The organism is Amycolatopsis sp. Poz14 (assembly GCF_006704225.1).
Lineage (GTDB): Bacteria > Actinomycetota > Actinomycetes > Mycobacteriales > Pseudonocardiaceae > Amycolatopsis > Amycolatopsis nivea.
This window is the reverse complement of the sequence record NZ_JACLHD010000001.1, coordinates 7,725,372-7,740,316: the sequence shown is the minus strand read 5'-3', so window position 1 is coordinate 7,740,316 and position 14,945 is coordinate 7,725,372. Positions and strand designations below refer to the sequence as shown.

The window sequence follows — 14,945 nt, the reverse complement described above, 5'->3', positions numbered from 1 at the left end:
GCTGGTGGTCGTTCGTTGCACGCTGGCCGTTGAGGCGGGTCAATTCGTTGCCGGTCCGCGCCGTCGAAGTGATCAGCGCCGGACTGAACTCCGGGACCGCCGCAGTCCTGCACACCACCCACCCGTCAATGTTCGTCAAGGGCCTGCCCGCCGATCACCGCTGGACCGCCACCCAGTCCCGCGAGGCTGCCCTATCCGCGCAGTCACCGGCACCGGCCTGGCTCTGCGCTGGCCGGGCGACTGGAACCTGCTTGACTTCGAGCACCTCACCGGCCGTCCTGCGGACCCTTGGACCCGGCACCACTGATCTGGCCGCACTCACAGTGCCAGACTGGACACGCCGACGAGCGCAGCCTGGCGCTGGCCGGGACCGCAGTTGCTGCATGCCGCCTCAACCTGCGCAACATCCTCGTCACTGGGGCCCACCCTGCTTGCGGACTGGGCCAGGCCCGCCCTCGGCACCGCCTGGACAGACCCCGTGTACGCGGCGCTGTGGCTGATTGCCGAAGGCCACGCCGCAGCGGGTGTGGAAGCCGAGGCCCCGCCATCTCGGGGTGGCGGCATGCGCTCACTGCCGGGATCGACAACCTTCACCACGGTCGACGCCCGGATCTGGGAACAGATCGCCCGCGACGACCCGCAGTCCTGGAAGCAACTGCTGCACCAGGCGGTCCTCACCTAGCGCCAGTGCTGCGGCCGCGCACGCCGCGACTGAAGACCGTCTGCGCCGTTGCTTCTGGTCGACAAGATCAGTAGCCGGAACTCAGTCAGCGGGGTGATCCTGGCGAACATGGGAAACGAGCATGAGCTGTGCCAGGCCGGAGCGGTGATCTGGCGAGCGGCCATTGGCCTGGGAATCGGGGACGACGACACGATAGGCGGGGTCGGCCAGGAAACCGACCACGCCACAGAAGAGGCCGCAAGGGCTTGGGTCACGCGGGAGCTGCCACGGGCCGAGTTCCCGGACTGGGTCACCCAGCGCCCGCACGGTGCCGCCGGCGCGTTCCTGCACGGCAGTGTCACCTGCGGCTACCTGGCCGCCGACGAGCCGGAACCGTCTTGGAACCCGACGCCGACGCGCCAACGTGGGACGCGGACCTGGTCGAGGGCACCGTAAGCTGGCACCGGGGCAACTGAGGTGGAGGAGAGTTGCCAGATCAGGAGTTCGTCGCGCTTGTGGTTGCGCTCGGCCTCGGCCTCGGACTCGACCGCCAGGCTGCATGCCCAGGGCGCCTGTCTCGGCAGCGCGGCCCCAAGCAGGCCCGGCCTTGAACAGGAGAGATGAAAGAGGCCCCTGAGCGCGAGTGACCGTATTGGGAACGCCGCTGCGGCTGTCCGTGCGCGAGCAGCGGTCAAGGCGTCGTCGCGCCCCCTCCGAACTCCCCGCGCTCCGGGGCCGAAACAAGGGGCCGTTCCTCGCCCCGAACGAGCAGATCGACGACGCAGCTAAGTCGAACAGCCCCGCACATAACACACTAGTGCACTAGTTTTGCTGCTATGCTGCTTTGGCACTTAAGTGTCAAAACGGTAAAGCGGCGGCAGCTCAACCGCAGGTGCTGCAATCACCAGAACGGCTGAGCTACCGCCTAGGGTTACCTCCGGCCACGCACCACGCGAGCGGCAATACGGAGCACCCCGGCGAGCGGCCTTGCCCAAGCGGCAAGGCCGCTCAGGCCGAGAGCTTCAGCAGCCAAGCTGACGGCATCGACTCCCGCTGCCCCGTGATCGAGCAGTTCAGGCAACACCCCACGCGGCTCCCGCGAAGGTCTCCCTCTGTGTCGAGTTGACATCGCTTCCCTTCTCGTACCCGTTCGCATCGCCTCCGACATCCGGAGGCGATCTCTCGATCGGGAACGCCCCGTCTGCCTCCCTGAGAAAGTCACGACGAAATCGACTCGGCCATTAAAGAACGCACCTGGACTGCCGCGCAAATAACACCGCCAGACGTGTTGACTGCGCTTCGCTGTTACAAATCAATGCAATATGTCACGCAACCTCAACCTAAGCGGCGCGACGCGTGCGCGCACGTGATACGGGAAGCCGGCCCTTCCCCGCAAAGTGACGCAAGTCTCAGAACCCTGGCCGGTCGACCTCCGCTCCCGACTCGGACGGGACCGTCGTCGCCTGCCGCGAGTGCGGAACGCAGGACGACGACGAGACTCGGTGCAAAACTTCTCGAAGCGGCCAGCACGTCGAGGCGACCACGGCAAAGGTCGCCGCCGCGTTTCCGACGTTGCCCGGCCGCGAACCATCGGCGAACGCACTGCGCACGTGGGCATGCGCCGGCAAACGTGAAGCCTGACGAACACGGCCGACCACGACAAGCGTTGGCGATGCCGTCGATGCAGCGCACGTGACCCCGGTCCGCATGTTCAGGACTGCAAAGCTTTGACCGTTCCGCCGTCGCCATGCGTGACAGACCGTGATTCGACAGCGGCGGAGCCGGACAAAGGTCCCTATGCTGGGCCGAGGCTCGTGTGCAACCTCGACGAGACGAACACATACACGGCCTGGTTTCTGGCACTGCCGGAACGCTCGGACGGCCTCGGGACGGCGAGCGCCGCGCTTGCGCGTTCAGCCCGCGCATGACCGCTCGCTGCCGACGAAAAGCACTAGCTGCACAGCGGAGCGGTTGGAGCCGATCGAAGAAGCCGACGGAGGCGGCGCGTTCACCAATCGCCAGCATCGCTCGTGCGCATCAAGCTCCACCTGCGTCGGGCGGCACCCTGTCAAAAGCCGTTTCCTGCCCGACACCCAGCACCCCCGCCCGCCTCGCTCAATACAGCCGAGCAGGCGCGCTACCATCCAGGCGGGTGTGGCACCGCCGCGCCGCCGAGCAGGACCTCCCGGCTGGATCAGCGCCTGAGCCAGACCGCTCCAGCGCTCGCGGCGCGCCTGTCTGATCGAGAACGACTACTGGCCGAACTGAGGCTTGACAGCGCGCTCAGAAAGTCTGCTGCAGCGGTCGAAGCGGCTTCAGGTCTGCGGATTTCGCAGGTGACGGGCTTGGCCTCCGGTAGTGTTGGTCTTGACTGGCGAGTCGGTGCCGAGGGGGGCCATGGCTGAGCGGGTGGGAATTCCGGCGGCGCGGGACAGCCGCAACCGGCTGCACGGGCGGGCAGCGATCGACGCGGCACCGCCTCCGTTCGAGGCGTTCAAGCCGCTGCACTGCGGAGGTTGCACTGTGGCTGTGGTCGCGGTGGCGACCCATCCTCGCCGTAGACCCCGGGGCGGAACGACCCAGGTGACGGCGTTGTACCGCCTGCCCCCCAACGGAGAGCACGACGCGGGCTGCCCCTACGACTTCAAGAACCGCGCCGAGAACCTCATCCGCGACAGCCGCGGCACCCTCGTCAAAGACGGCGAGGACTACGAGCTGCGGCTCCCGGACCCCGACACGATCGAACCGCCTGACCCGCTGCCGCCCGGCAAGCCCGGCAAACCCACGGCCCGGCTCGCCGTGACCGCCTCCCCGTACAGGCTCGTCCCGGCGCTGAGCACCGCCGCGGGCATCTTGCGGCTCTTGCGCGAGTTCGACGACGACCTCGACGCGAGCAGCCGGTTCCGCGCCCGATATGCAGGCAGGACGCTGCGCTGGAACGAATTCTGCCGCAGCGCGAACGAGGCCGTCGCGATCGCCGGCTATCTCGAACACGAACCTGCGACACGGCATCCGCTCGCGCTGCACGGCATCGTCCGGGACATCGGCACCGCCCACTCCGGCAACACCCACCAGTTGCGCGACGAGCACCAGGACTACCTCGACCACGCGGGCGAGCGACGGCGTCTGCGCGTCGTCGTGCGGTCGAGAAACCCCGGCACCTTCGCCCAGGTCCGCCCCGGCGACCGATGGCTCGGCTACGGGCACTGGAAGCTCTGGTCCGCGCCGAGCGTTCCCGTCGCCGAAGTCCAGTTGTGGATCGACGGCCCCTGGTCGCTCACCACCTGGAACGAGGACAACGGCTCCGACCGGCGTGCGTGAACCGTCGTCGAGCATCCCATTCGAGGACGCGGCAGATCTGGACGGCGGCCCGCCGTGGTGTACGGCTTCCGCGGCGCGTAGCCGCGCCGGGTTGCGGACGGGTTGGCGGGCGACGCGGACCAGCCGGGCGGGATATCGGTCGGGTGGTGCGCGGGCGAGGGAATCGTGACCGGCAGACCGCGGTACAGACGAACGGTGGCTCACTGTCCCATGGGACAGTGAGCCACCGTTCGTCTGTACCGCGCGGTTAGCCGCTCTGCTGTCGTTGAGCCCGTTCCCGCTCCTGGCGGGCCTCAATCCGGTTGAGGATCACCGCGATGGCGCGGATCTGTTCCTCGGTCATCGGCGGCCAGTCCACCACGATCGCGGCCCACCGGTCGACCGCTTCGGCGTCCAGTCGCGCTTGTTGCTCGGCGTAGGTCTCCCGCGCCGCCGATTCCGAGTCGCCCGTATCGGACTCCGACTCGTCGGCGGTGGTGGTGTCATGGTCGACGGGAGTGCCTTCGCCGTTTCCTCGCCAGGCGTGCCGCCGGTCGGCAGAGGGTGCGAAGCGTCGGGCGGGGCGACCAGTCATCGCGCCTCGATCGCCGGAGAGGACTCGCGGCGCATCCGCGGAATCGGCTCCGGTGCGTGCTGAGGAATGGAACGGTCCGCCTGTGTCAAGGCGGCTCCGGAGTCGTTCCGGAAGATGAGCAGGTCGGTGCGCTTGCTGGCGTGTACTGCCTCGGCGGGCACGGTGACCGAGGCCTGCGGACGGGACCGGAGAAGCCGGTCGCGCTCGACGGGGGCGAGTGTGACGATGATGTGCCGGGCGTAGCGCATCCCGGCGTTGGTCGCCGCGGTGGTTACTGCACTGGCATAGTCGGCGAACCGTCCTCGTCCGGCCTCGTCGTGGAGGGCGACCGCGAGCACTCCGTCCGGTGCCAGCCAGCCTGCCCAGGACCGGTACGGCTGGCCGTCGGAATCGATCCAAGGGGAAGGAAGTTCGGCGGCGAGCAGAAGGTCCACCGAGCCGTCCTCGGGCGTGCGCGCGCCGCCGCCGGTCCGACGGCGGCAGCCTTCGGCGGTGACGGTTTCGGGGTTGATACAGAGGACTCGGCGGTCGCCCACACTGTCGGTGACCGCGGTGATCCGGGCGGCGTCCGGGCCGGTCACGGCGATGGTGTCACCGGGTGCGGCAAGGGCGGTCACGGCCCGGGTCACAAGGCTGCGGGTGAGGCCCTCGATCAACGGTGGAAGGCCGTGTTCGTCGGCGGGAGCGGGCGGGCATAACCAGAGTCCCAACGGCGCGGATGCGGTTTTCTTCGCCTGCGTTTCGGATTGTTGTTCGATTCCTGACGAGGGTTCCGGCGCGGCAGGAACAATGTCCATGGTGAGTGTCCTCGCAATTCGCTGCGACGGGTTCTGACACTGTTCTAAAGCGCGGTTCTGCGCCGGATTTTGCAGGCGAGTTCGAACTGTCGAGGGTCCTGTCGCCCTGCGCCTCGCCTGTGGGCAAAGATCCGGTTCCGTCGTCAAGGCCGAGTTTGCGGCCTGAGCGGGACGCTGACCCGAGACGCGTCCCCCGGGAACCGTGATAGCCCCTGTCCCAACGCATCCGAGGGTGCCGGCGACGTAGTCCTGGCGTCGCCCGCGCTTGCCCCTGGTGTCGTCGGGGAACGCTGCGCCTCGCCTCCGCATCGCGTGCGGTCGCTGCGTCAGGGCCCTGTGCTCTGGGGGTTGCCCGGAGGTGTTCCGCGATGGCAGATGGTTCGGGCGTGCGTCGTGCTGGAGCGCCGTATTGACGCGGCGAGCGACCGGTCTCCCGCGCCTTCGTCTGCGCTGCCATTCGGCTACATGTCCGCGCATGCGCGTTGGGTCGAGACTCCACCTTGTCGTGACGTCTGTCAGAGCAGAACTCGGCTCGGGAACAGCTGGGGCCGCTGCGTGTTCGGCTCCGTCGCGGGAGGGCCGCGCTGCTGCGACCAGCAGTGTCTCGCTGAGCGCTCTGCCGCATACGCCCGGCGCTCCTGTCCCTCACCGATGAGAACCGCCGACTGTGTTGTGGGCACCGTCGATGCTCCCTCGCGCGCAGCGCTTGACGGGTGGGAACGTCCGCGAATTCCGGCAGTGCGTGATCCGCGGCAGCACCGGCCTGGATCTTCCGCGTTCAGCTTGGAGCAAGCGGTCGGCAAGCGCGGCATCGCTGGCTCGGCCCGCCATTTTTCGCGGAGCTTCCGCTCGGCCGCGCGACCGCGCAATTCCCCTTGCGGATTCCTTGCAGCGCAGGTCACGTCAGGTACGAGGCCGTCAGGTGGTCAGTGCCGAGCAGGCGACGCGGTTCCTGACGGCTTCCTTGCAGACCGGGTTTCACGGTCCGGGGAGGAAGGTTTCGGCAAGCGGTCTCCGGCGGGATGGACGGCGTCAATCGACCTGTCCGATCCGCGCCGGTGTCCGGCGCGGGTCGCTCGCACTCGGGGAGTCCTGCGATGCCACCGATGAGTCCGCACGCCGACCGCGGGGAACCGTTTCGCCGCCGCACCCGACCGCGCACCGGCAACGTGCCTGTCCACAACCGCTCGGTGCTGAACACTGCGGAGGAGGCGTTCCGTCTATTGTGCACCGGCCCGGAACCGCTCGCGCTGGATTGTGCGCGGATCGGGCTCGGACTGCCGCCGCGGCGCGTGCCGTTGACCGAACTGCGTGACGTCCTGCTGGATCGGGCGACGTCCGAGGCCGCGCGGGAAGCGGCGTGGCGGGAGCTGGTGACGGCCGCGCAGACCGGTGCTCCCGCGTGGGTCGTCGGCGCCGTCGGGGTCGCGCTGCCCGGGTTGCGCAAGGCCGCCGGAGAGCTGGCCGCCGGGTACCTCGGAGACGTCGAAGACATCGACGCCGAACTGCTGACGGGATTCACCGCCCGGCTGAAGCAGATCGACCCGGACGTCGGCGCGCTGGCCGCGCGGCTGGTGTGGGCGGCCCAGCGCGCCGGCGCGAAACTGCGGGCGGCGGAGTGGGACTACGCGGCCCGCACCGCGCCCTTGTGGGAGTCGTGCGAACCTCGCCCGCCTGTGCGCGGCCACGAGGATCTGGTACTCGCCGAGGCGGTGCGCGAGGGCGTGCTGACCGCGGCCGAAGCGTCGCTGATCGCCTCAACAAGGCTGGACGGAATGCGCGTTCACGAGGCCGCGGAAGCATTGGGCGAGTCGTATTTTCGGGTGTTTCGCGCTCGGGAAAGGGCCGAGTCCGCGCTCATTTCCTGGCTTGGCGTGTCGCGCCCGGAAAAGAAATCGAAACCCGGCTGCAAAAAGTCGGTCCGCCCCCCGCTTTAGAGCGGTGTGAGGGGAACCAGGTCGAGCACCGGACACACACGCGTCTCTGCGGCCGTCTTCCGTCGCCTGCGCCCGGCGCGGCACGCCGCGGGCTCCGTGGACGGATCCCTGGTTGCCCTCGCATCCGTCTCGCCCACCCGCCACCGGTGTCCTCGGGAAGGGGCCTGGATGTCTCTGCGCTCATTGTGCCATCGGCGGGTCACGTCGGTACGGCGGCTGCGTGCCGTCACCGTCTTCGGCGTCGTTGCGCTCTTCCTGTTCGCCGCAGTGATTCCGGCGTCTGCCGACACGCTCGTCACCGCAGCGCCGCCGGGATCGCTGGACCAGGTCGTCACCAACGTGCGCAACCTCCTGATCGGTCTGCTGGTCGGCCTGGCCACGCTGTTCCTGACCATCGGCGGAGTGCGCTACCTGGCCGCGGACGGGGATCCCGGCGAGGTCGAGCGGGCGAAGAAGAGTCTGCGCAACGCCGCCATCGGATACGGCCTGGCCATGCTCGCACCGGTCATCGTCACTGTCCTCAAGAGCCTGGTGGGCTGAGGATGACGACCTTCTCACCACGGCCCGCCCGCCCGTCCGCGCCACGGGCGCCGCGCTTCGCCGCCCGTCTGCGCATCGTCACCCTGGCGGGGCTGGTGTGTTCCTTCGTGACTGTGCTGCTGGGCGCCGCGGCCGGGCACGCGCAGGCACAGCCGCCCCCGCTACCGCTGCCCACAGGGTCCGCCCCCGGACCGGAGATCCAGTTCCCGACAGCATCGAAGACCACGCCCGCAGCCCCTCTGGCGACGGTGCCGAACTCGGGCCAGCCGCCGCTGCCGTTGCCGACGAACCCGGACCCGGGCTGGCCGAGAGAGTTGCCGCCATTGCCTAAGCCCGGCCAGCCGCCCCAGTCGTGGAACCCGCCGGCTCCCACGCCGTCGAGTCCGGCGCAGCCGCCGCCGATTCAGGTCGACCCCAGCCATCCGGTGGCACCCGCGCCACCCGCGCCGCAGGAGGGGTCGCAACCTCAGGCGGACTCCGCCGACTGCGGGTGGCTCGACGTCGTGTGCAAAGCGGGGCAGGCGATCAACAAGTGGTTCACCGACCTGGTCACCTCGGCGATGGACCCGGTGCTAGACCTGGTCGCCCGGACCTCGATGACCACCCCGGATCTGGCGGGCAACCCGCAGATCAGCCAATTGTGGGATATCACCCGCTGGGTCGCGAACTCGCTGTTCATCTTGTTCGTCGTCATCGGCGGGATCGTGGTCGCGTCGCACGAGACGCTGCAAACCCGGATCACGCTCAAGGAGACGCTGCCGCGGATCGTCGTCGGATTCATCGCCGTCAACGCGTCGCTGTCGCTGATCGGGCTGGCGATCACCACGGCGAACGGGATCGCCATCGGGATCCTGTCCGGCGACGGGGCCGGCGGCGTCACCGCCGGAGTGAAAGACGAGATCCATCGCCAGCTCGAAAAAGGCGGGATTTTCACGATACTGGTCGCGCTCGTCGTGCTGGTCCTGGCCGTCGTCCTGCTCGCTCTGTACGTGGTGCGGCTGGCTGTCACCATCGTGATCGTCGTGGCCGGGCCGCCCGCGCTCGTGTGTCACGCGTCGCCCTACACCGATGGCATCGCCAAGCTCTGGTGGCGCGGACTGTTCGGGGTGCTCGGCATCCAGGTCTTGGATGCGCTCACTCTGGTCGTGTTCGTGAAGGTGTTCTTCGTCCAGGGGACAACGGGTCCCGGCGCTACCCAACTGCTCGGTGTCTCGGGCGGGCTGATGAACCTCGTCATCTCGGTCGTACTGCTGTTCATCCTGATCAAGATCCCGTCCTGGGTGATGCAGCACGTCGGGCTAGGCGGACGGTCGGCGATCGGGTCCGTCGTGAAGTACGCGGCCATCGCTAAGGGCCTGGGGCTGCTCGGCATCGGTAATGGCGCGGGTGCCGCCGGTGCGCGCGGCAAGGGCAGGCGCCGCAGGAACAGTGGCGCTGGCGCCCGGCCGCGTGGCAGTCGGCCGACTGGCCGCCCGAGCCCCGTGCGTGTGGCATCCCGCAGCCGCGGTGCCGCGTTCGGGGCGGGAACCCGGCGGGTGGCGCACGGTGCTGCGCGCGCGGCGCGGGAACGGGCCAGCCGTGCATGGGCCGCCCCTGCGCGCATGGCCCGTGACGCCCGTGCCGCCGCGCGCGAGCGCAGGCAACCGTGGAGCGACGGCGGGTTCACTCCCACCTCCGGCGCCGTTGTGCCTGTGCGGATGTCGAGCACGCCGACCTCAGCAGCCATGGCACCGCCGATCGAGTCCACCCGGTGGGGATCGCCTGATCCTCGGCGTCGGTCCAGTCCGCCTCACTCAACGGCAGGCGCGCGCACGTCGAAGCCAGCGAGGACACCGCGCCAGACGACCGCAAGCCAACCACCGGGCCGGGCCGCCCCGCGCACTCCGTCCCGTGCCGCGAGCGCGCGTCGAGAGCCGGCGACCACCCCGGTATCGCGGGCGAACACGCCCGCATTCCCCGCGCCAGGTGCCGCTCCGTCGCCGAGCACAGCGGGCCGCAGCGGCGAGGCACGGCGAACAACCGGAGGCGCACGGAACAGACAGCAATCCGGCGCGCCCGGTTCCGGGGCGGCGAAGCCGAAGCAACGGAACCCGAGGAAAGGAAGTGGCCGCTGATGCGCGGTGACGAGGACGTACCGATGTCGGCGCGCGTGCCCGCCGACGTGGAGAAGCCCGACAAGATCCTCTTCGGGTTGACCGCCCGGCAGACTGCCATTCTCGGCGTCACCGCGCTGCTGTTGTGGGGCGGCTACCAGCTCGCGAACCCCCTCGTGCCTCCGGTTGTGTTCGCCGCGGTCGCGATCCCTGTCGCCGGCGGTGCGTTCGCGCTGGCGACCATGCGCCGCGACGGCCTCACGCTCGATGCCTGGCTGCTCGCCGCGCTCAAACAGCACCGGAGCCCGAAGCGCCTGGTGCCCGCCGACAGCGTGCGCGGCGACTCGGTACCGGACGCACCCGCGTGGGTCGCGATCAACGCCGGGCCGCTCCCGGCACCGCTGCGACTCCCGGCGGAAGCGATCTCGGCCGACGGTGCGATCGACCTCGGCCAGCACGGCACCGCGCACACTGCGGCCTGTTCCACAGTCAACTTCGGACTCCGCAGCGCGGGCGAGCAGAACAGCCTCATCGCCGGGTTTTCCCGGTGGCTGCACTCGCTGTCCGGCCCCGTGCAGATCGTGGTCCGTGCCCAGCGCCTCGACCTGGAGCCCTACCTCGACGTGCTCTCCGACGAGGCCGGCGGACTCCCGCATCCCGCGCTGGAACAGGCGTGTCGCGGACACGTGGAGTTCCTGCGAGAGCTGGCGGCCAGCCGGGACCTGTTGCGACGCCACGTCACCGTCGTGTTCCGCCAACCGGCCGGCGGGCCACGAAGCCGGGATGTGGGCGCGGCGCAGACCGTGGCTCGCCGGGCGAACGAAGCAGCGCGCGCGTTGCGTGGCTGCGAAGTCGTCGTCGCCCCGCTGGACGGCGCGGCGGCCTACGCGGTGCTCAGCGCGGCCGCCGATCCGAACGGTGATCCGCTGGCTTCCCGCTCGGGTATCGCCACCGGCGTCGTCACCGCGCAGCTCGCCCCGTTCCGGCCGGATACCGACGAGGATCTGGAGGCCTGACCAGTGAACACGATGGAGCTTCTCCGGCGCGGTGCCCGCCGTCTTGTCGGCAGCAGCTCTGCACCTGCCTCGGCCGGGAGCGGCACCGGTGCCGTCGCAGGGCCGGACGCGGTCGAAGTCGGTTCACGGTGGCTGCGCGTGGGCGACGGCTACGCCGCCACCCTCGCGGTCACCGGCTACCCAGCCGAGGTCGGGGCCGGCTGGCTCGAACCGCTGTTGTCCTATCCGGGCCGCCTCGACGTCGCCTTGCACATCGACCCGATCAGCCCCGCCGTCGCCGCGAAACGGCTGCGTAAACAGCAAGGCCGCCTGGAGTCCGCGCGCACCTCGTCGGCGGAGAAAGGGAAGCTGGACGACCCGGAGACCGAAGCCGCCGCGGCCGACGCCGCCGACATGGCCTTCGCTTTGGCCCGCGGCGAGTCGAAACTCTTCCGCGTCGGGCTCTACCTCACCGTGCACGCGGGCACCGAGGAGGATCTCGACGCCGAGGTGTCCGAGGTCCGGTCGCTGGCCTCCAGCCTGCTGCTCGACGCCCAGCCCGCGTCCTGGCGGTCGGTGCAAGGCTGGACTTCGACCTTGCCGCTGGGCGTCGACCTGCTCGGGATGCGCCGCACGCTCGACACCCCGGCGCTGGCCGCCAGTTTCCCGTTCACCTCACCGGATCTTCCCACCGCGGACCCCTCACCGCACGCACCGTTGACCGGCCGGCTGTTCGGGGGCAACGCCAGCTCCAACGGGCTGGTGCTGTTCGACCGCTGGAGCCAGGACAACTACAACTCTGTCCTCCTCGCGACCAGCGGCGCGGGCAAGTCGTACCTCACCAAACTCGAAGCGCTGCGCTCGCTCTACCCCGACCCTCACCGCCCCACGCCCGACGGCGAGGTCCCGGTCCAGGTGTTCGTCATCGACCCGGAGGACGAGTACCAGCGCCTCGCCGAGGCAGTCGGCGGCACCTATCTGCATCTCGGCGCGCCGGGTGTGCGGCTGAACCCGTTCGATCTTCCCCCAGGAGCCCCGAGGATCCCGGACGCGCTGACGCGTAGGTCGTTGTTCGTCCACACCTTGCTCGCGGTGATGTTCGGCGGATCGTTGACGCCGCAAGAGGCGGCCGTGCTCGACCGGGCCGTCACCGCCACCTATGCCTCGGTCGGCATCACCGCCGACAGCCGGACCTGGACCCGGCCCGCTCCGGTGCTCGCCGACCTCGCCGACGCGCTGATCGCCGACAGTGCTGCGGACGGGGACCCGGCCGGGGCGGACCTGGCCGCGCGCCTCGCGCCGTATGTGTCCGGGTCGTTCTCCGACCTGTTCGACGGGCCGACCACGACCCCGCCGGACGGGCATCTGGTCGCGATCTCGCTGCGGGACTTGCCCGACGAACTCAAGTCGGTGGGCACCCTGATCGCGCTGGACGCAGTGTGGCGGCGCGTGCTCGACCCGCACCACCGGCGTCGGCGGCTGGTGATCGTGGACGAGGCCTGGCTGCTGATGCACCAGCCCGAAGCCGCGAGGTTCCTCTACCGGCTCGCCAAAACCGCGCGGAAGTACTGGGCAGGGCTCGCGTTCGTCTCGCAGGACGCCGCCGACGTGCTCGCCAGCGACCTGGGCAAAGCCATCGTGTCCAACGCGGCGACCCAAGTCCTCATGCGACAGGCGACACAAGCCATCGACGCCATCGCCGAAGCATTCCGCCTCTCCGACGGAGAACGCGCCTACCTGCTCGCCGCCGGAATCGGCGAAGCGCTGCTGATCGCCGCCATGTACCGGGTCGCATTCCATGTCCTGGCCTCCGACGAGGAAGACGAACTCATCACGACTTCCCCAGAGTTCCTCGCAACTTTACCCGAATCTGAGCGGAACTCTGGGTATTTGGTGCTTGACGATGATAGCTGAATCCCGGAGTTGGGGAACTATGGAATCGTCATTCCTTTGTGGATTGTTCGTATTCGGCGATGCCGGGGTGGTCGACGCTGCTGGTGTAGCGGTAGGCGCCGGCGATGGACAGGCCGAACAGTTCGCAGAGCTGGCGGACGTCGCCGCCGGTGGCGTGGGCTTCGTCGAGGATGCGGTCCTGGCGGATGGCTTGCGCGATCATGCCGAGCCGTTTGCGGATCCACCACGGGGTCGCGGGCGTGGTGGTGTTGGCGTTGCGGTAGTGGATGAACAGGTGCGGATTGGCGGTGTCGGGCCAGGTCCGTTGTCGGTAGTCCAGGTAGGCCGACACTCGTGCCCGGACCGGCTCGGCGAGCGGCACGATGCGGTCGGGCAGGTAGAGGCGACCGTCGCGCACGTCGGCGAGCTGCAGCTGGAGCAGTTGCCAGATGCGGATGGCGTGGAAGGCCAGCAGCGCGGCCAACGCCGCGCGGGTCGGGTCGTCGGAGTTGAGCGCGCCGCGCAGCTCGGTGAGATCGATCGGTGCGGGCACGTGTTTGTCCGGGGTGGGCACGCTGATGCGCGTGGTGGGGTTGATGAAGGTGAGCTTGCGGGCCTTGAGGATCCGGAAGATCGACCGAAGCCCTTGCAGGGTGCTGCTGCGCGGACTGCCGCTGGGCGGCAGGGCGGCGAGCACGTCGTCGCGGCCGATCTCCCGCAGCGAGGGGTGGGTGCGTGCCCAGGCGCGGATGATCGGCAGCGCGTAGCCCAGCTGCGAACGCACCGTGTTGTCGGAACGGGGACGAAATCGCGGTGGGGTGGTGCTGCCGTTGCGGGCGATGTCGAACCAGACCTCGAGTTCGTGACGGATGTCCTCGGGCAGTCCGGTGATCTGCAGCTGGAACCAGCGCTCGGTGGGCGGGACGCGGTCGTCGGCGAGCATGCCGGCGACGGTCAGCACGTCGAGCACCGGGCGCACGGGGTGCCGGATGCGCGAGAGGGGCAGGACGTCGCTGGCGCGGATCGCGGCACCGGGGGTGTCTTGCATGCCCAGCAGCATCCGGATCGCCCGCTGGGCGCGTTCGGTGACGGTCCTGCTCCAGCCGTGCGCGGCGGCGTGCTCGCGCACGAACTGGTGCCAGGCGGCCTCGCGGGCCGGGTCGGGCGGCGGTGGGAATCCCTTGCGCAGTCCGGCTTTCAGGTCCCGCGGCAGTTCGAGCAGCACCAGCTGTTCGTAGGGCACCGGGTGCAGCAACGACAGGTTCGGTGGGATGGTTTTCTTGACGTAGGGCCGTTGGCCCTGTCCTTCGCGGTGCCACATGCCGGCGAAGAACAGCTGCTGCCCGAACACGTTGGCCTCGGCCAGACTGATGCTGCTGGGCCGCTGGTCGCGGTCCTGGGCGAGCAGGCTGCGCGTCTTGCAGCACAACCGGCACGACCCGCCCTCGTTGAGCGCCACCTCGTTCCCGCAGGTGTCGCACACACCCTTGTGTCGGTATTTCTCGCGCCAGCTACGGCAGCCCACGCACAGCCAACCGTAGGTGCGGGTCACGCCCCAGGCGTGGCAGTCGAGACACGAGTCGACCACGACCGTTTGTCGCGCGAGCGTGCCGGGCGACTGCCACAGCGGCGACTTCTCGCCGGGCGCGTGGCTGTGGCAGCGGGCGCACAGCCCGGACGTGTAATAGTCGTTTGTGGACCCGCATTTGCGGCACGGTGGCGGGGCGATCGGGCCGCCGGGCCAGCACTGGAAGCAGTACGGGACCTCCCGCATCGCCGGGGGACGCACCCCGCACACCCGGCAGCGGCGGGGACGCCCGGTCACGCCGGCGGCACCGATCGATGTCGCCCCAGCCGCGGGGTGATCGGCGCGACCGTGCCCGTGTCGGCCTTGCGGGGCCGACGAGCGGCGACCTTCTCCGGCTCGGGGATCAGCAGATCAGTCGGTGCGCACTCCAGCACCGCGCAGATCACGTCGAGATCATCGAGCCGGATCGTGGTGGGATTGCCGATCCACAGGTTCGACATCTTGCCCGCGCTGATATCCAATCCCGCCTCGGCGAGCCTGCGGCGCATCTCCGTGGACTTCCAGATCCCTGCCTCGGCGGCTTTCATTCGCAGGTTCCAGCGCATC

The 14,945-nt window shown here is 69.5% G+C and carries 11 protein-coding genes; 7 read left to right on the top strand and 4 right to left on the bottom strand.

The window, feature by feature from the left end:
- Positions 1 to 790 precede the first annotated feature (790 nt).
- Positions 791 to 1,117, top strand: a complete 327-nt coding sequence (locus tag FKO37_RS35890; RefSeq protein ID WP_238607415.1) for a hypothetical protein — start codon at positions 791 to 793, stop codon at positions 1,115 to 1,117.
- 1,941 nt (positions 1,118 to 3,058) lie between these two features.
- Complete coding sequence (locus tag FKO37_RS35885) at positions 3,059 to 3,982, top strand: hypothetical protein (protein WP_238607414.1); 924 nt, start codon at positions 3,059 to 3,061, stop codon at positions 3,980 to 3,982.
- A 247-nt stretch (positions 3,983 to 4,229) separates the two neighbouring features.
- On the opposite strand, the gene FKO37_RS35880 is transcribed toward FKO37_RS35885, so the two are convergent.
- Both FKO37_RS35880 and FKO37_RS35875 read right to left on the bottom strand, forming a co-directional pair.
- A complete protein-coding gene (locus FKO37_RS35880) occupies positions 4,230 to 4,556 on the bottom strand; it encodes a hypothetical protein (protein ID WP_238607413.1) in 327 nt (108 codons plus the stop codon).
- On the bottom strand, positions 4,553 to 5,353 hold the full coding sequence (locus FKO37_RS35875; protein ID WP_238607412.1) for a hypothetical protein: 801 nt from the start codon (positions 5,351 to 5,353) through the stop codon (positions 4,553 to 4,555). Before FKO37_RS35875 ends, FKO37_RS35880 begins: the two co-directional genes overlap by 4 nt.
- A 1,106-nt stretch (positions 5,354 to 6,459) precedes the next feature.
- Between FKO37_RS35875 and FKO37_RS35870 the strand changes: the two genes are divergently transcribed.
- The 5 genes from FKO37_RS35870 (at position 6,460) to FKO37_RS35850 (ending at position 12,832) form a co-directional block, all read left to right on the top strand.
- Positions 6,460 to 7,290, top strand: a complete 831-nt coding sequence (locus FKO37_RS35870) for a hypothetical protein (RefSeq protein WP_238607411.1) — start codon at positions 6,460 to 6,462, stop codon at positions 7,288 to 7,290.
- 168 nt (positions 7,291 to 7,458) lie between these two features.
- Positions 7,459 to 7,830 (top strand): pilin, encoded by a 372-nt coding sequence (locus FKO37_RS35865; RefSeq protein WP_238607410.1) that lies wholly within the window; start codon positions 7,459 to 7,461, stop codon positions 7,828 to 7,830.
- 113 nt (positions 7,831 to 7,943) lie between these two features.
- Positions 7,944 to 9,944, top strand: a complete 2,001-nt coding sequence (locus tag FKO37_RS35860; RefSeq protein WP_238607409.1) for a hypothetical protein — start codon at positions 7,944 to 7,946, stop codon at positions 9,942 to 9,944.
- Entirely contained in the window at positions 9,944 to 10,939 is a 996-nt protein-coding gene (locus tag FKO37_RS35855; RefSeq protein WP_238607408.1) for a PrgI family protein, read from the top strand. The genes FKO37_RS35860 and FKO37_RS35855 overlap by 1 nt, the downstream gene beginning before the upstream one ends.
- A 12-nt stretch (positions 10,940 to 10,951) precedes the next feature.
- A complete protein-coding gene (locus tag FKO37_RS35850; RefSeq protein WP_238608386.1) occupies positions 10,952 to 12,832 on the top strand; it encodes a VirB4 family type IV secretion system protein in 1,881 nt (626 codons plus the stop codon).
- 28 nt (positions 12,833 to 12,860) lie between these two features.
- On the opposite strand, the gene FKO37_RS35845 is transcribed toward FKO37_RS35850, so the two are convergent.
- Together FKO37_RS35845 and FKO37_RS35840 are read right to left on the bottom strand one after the other, a co-directional pair.
- Positions 12,861 to 14,636: a hypothetical protein gene (locus tag FKO37_RS35845; protein WP_101434544.1), complete on the bottom strand. Its 1,776-nt coding sequence runs from the start codon at positions 14,634 to 14,636 to the stop codon at positions 12,861 to 12,863.
- Positions 14,633 to 14,944 (bottom strand): helix-turn-helix transcriptional regulator, encoded by a 312-nt coding sequence (locus FKO37_RS35840; RefSeq protein ID WP_101434545.1) that lies wholly within the window; start codon positions 14,942 to 14,944, stop codon positions 14,633 to 14,635. Before FKO37_RS35840 ends, FKO37_RS35845 begins: the two co-directional genes overlap by 4 nt.
- Position 14,945: the final 1 nt, after the last annotated feature.

Bases quoted from the DNA above. Each gene is read 5' to 3' on its own strand.
- FKO37_RS35890 (WP_238607415.1), top strand. From the start codon at position 791: ATGGGAAACGAGCATGAGCTGTGCCAGGCCGGAGCGGTGATCTGGCGA.
- FKO37_RS35885 (WP_238607414.1), top strand. From the start codon at position 3,059: ATGGCTGAGCGGGTGGGAATTCCGGCGGCGCGGGACAGCCGCAACCGG.
- FKO37_RS35880 (WP_238607413.1), bottom strand. From the start codon at position 4,556: ATGACTGGTCGCCCCGCCCGACGCTTCGCACCCTCTGCCGACCGGCGG.
- FKO37_RS35875 (WP_238607412.1), bottom strand. From the start codon at position 5,353: ATGGACATTGTTCCTGCCGCGCCGGAACCCTCGTCAGGAATCGAACAA.
- FKO37_RS35870 (WP_238607411.1), top strand. From the start codon at position 6,460: ATGAGTCCGCACGCCGACCGCGGGGAACCGTTTCGCCGCCGCACCCGA.
- FKO37_RS35865 (WP_238607410.1), top strand. From the start codon at position 7,459: ATGTCTCTGCGCTCATTGTGCCATCGGCGGGTCACGTCGGTACGGCGG.
- FKO37_RS35855 (WP_238607408.1), top strand. From the start codon at position 9,944: ATGCGCGGTGACGAGGACGTACCGATGTCGGCGCGCGTGCCCGCCGAC.
- FKO37_RS35850 (WP_238608386.1), top strand. From the start codon at position 10,952: ATGGAGCTTCTCCGGCGCGGTGCCCGCCGTCTTGTCGGCAGCAGCTCT.
- FKO37_RS35840 (WP_101434545.1), bottom strand. From the start codon at position 14,944: ATGCGCTGGAACCTGCGAATGAAAGCCGCCGAGGCAGGGATCTGGAAG.